A 1,336-nucleotide genomic window follows, 5' to 3' on the forward strand; every position below is an offset into this window, starting at 1 on the left:
CCGTCGTGGTTGCGGACCACGCCGCTGAAGCTGACCACGGCGCCGCACTCGGCGGAGCCCACCGCGGCGGTAGCTTCGCCCGCGTCGATCGCCTCGCCGGTTACCGCGGCGTACAGCACCGTGCTGGTCATGGTTGTCCTCTCATCGGCTGCATGCTTCCAGTATCCCTTGGCCGGCGCGGGGCGGCGTCAGCCGGCATGGCCTGCGTCGGTGTCGCCTTCCAACTGCGCGCAGATGTGCCCGATCAGCGGATCCAGGGCGGCCAGGCCGTCGCGCACTCCCCCGGGAGAGCCGGGCAGGTTGACCACAAAGGTGGAACCGGCGGTCCCGGCCACGCCCCGGCTCAGCGCGGCCAGCGGGGTCTTGGTCCGCCCGTACGCGCGGATGGCTTCCATCACGCCGGGCAATTCCCGTTCCAGCGCGACGGCGGTGATTTCCGGGGTGCGGTCGTCGGCGGCCAGCCCGGTGCCTCCGCTGGTGACGATCACCCGGGGCCCGGCGGCGAGCATCTTCCGCAGCGCCTGGCGGACGGGTTCGCCGTCGGCGACGATCTGGGGGACGCCGGCGGCCAGGCCGTGTCCGGCCAGCCACTCGGAGATCAAGGGGGCGCATTCGTCCTCGTAGGCGCCGGCCGCGGCGCGGGTGGAGGCGACGATGATGCCGGCGGTCCTGGCGCTCACAGCGCCCAGTCCCCGCTCTTGCCTCCGGATTTTGCCAGCACCTTGATGTCGGAGATGACCGCGTGCTTGTCCACGGCCTTGACCATGTCGTACAGGCTCAGTGCCGCCACCGAGGCGGAGGTCAGCGCCTCCATTTCCACGCCGGTGACCGAGCGGGTCTTCACCGTCGCCTCGATCCGCACGGATTCCGCGGCCGGGAAAAAGTCCACCGTGACCTTGCTGATCGGCAGCGGGTGGCACAGCGGGATCAGCTGCGGCGTCTGCTTGGCCGCCATGATCCCGGCGACCCGGCTGACGGCCAACGCGTCGCCCTTGGGCAGCGAACCGGCGGCCAGGAGTTCCACCACGTCGGGGCGGGTGGTCAGCACGGCCTGCGCCGTGGCTTCCCGGGTGGTTTCGTCCTTGCCGCTGACATCGACCATGTGCGCCGTGCCGTCCTCGCGGACATGGGTCAGGCGTTCTGCTTCACTCATAGCAGCCATATTTCCACGTCCTGGCCGGCTTCGGCGCGTTCCATCCCCACGGGCAGGTGGACCAGCGCGTTGGACTGCGCCAGCGCGTGCACCAGGTGGGACCCCGCTCCGCCGACCAGCTGCACCCGTCCGCCGTCGTAACGGCCGCGCCGCACCTGGTGTTTGCCCGCCGGTGACTCCGCG

At 71.0% G+C, this 1,336-nt stretch carries 3 protein-coding genes and 1 pseudogene; all 4 read right to left on the reverse strand.

Going from position 1 to position 1,336, the window contains the following annotated elements:
* Positions 1-131, reverse strand: a 131-nt coding sequence (locus AC5RUJ_RS16430; RefSeq protein WP_494156266.1) for a molybdenum cofactor biosynthesis protein MoaE, incomplete at its 3' end; no start/stop codon positions are given.
* 57 nt (positions 132-188) lie between these two features.
* Complete coding sequence (locus tag AC5RUJ_RS16435; protein WP_494002411.1) at positions 189-680, reverse strand: MogA/MoaB family molybdenum cofactor biosynthesis protein; 492 nt, start codon at positions 678-680, stop codon at positions 189-191.
* On the reverse strand, positions 677-1,153 hold the full coding sequence (gene moaC, locus AC5RUJ_RS16440) for a cyclic pyranopterin monophosphate synthase MoaC (RefSeq protein ID WP_494014178.1): 477 nt from the start codon (positions 1,151-1,153) through the stop codon (positions 677-679). Before moaC ends, AC5RUJ_RS16435 begins: the two co-directional genes overlap by 4 nt.
* Positions 1,150-1,336 (reverse strand): annotated as a pseudogene (locus AC5RUJ_RS16445) (gephyrin-like molybdotransferase Glp); the annotation flags it as partial. The gene moaC and the pseudogene AC5RUJ_RS16445, both read right to left, overlap by 4 nt.

It is taken from the genome of Arthrobacter sp. Y3223164 (genome assembly GCF_059091005.1).

Excerpts from the sequence above, each read along its gene's own strand:
- moaC (WP_494014178.1), bottom strand. The coding sequence starts at position 1,153 with ATGAGTGAAGCAGAACGCCTGACCCATGTCCGCGAGGACGGCACGGCG.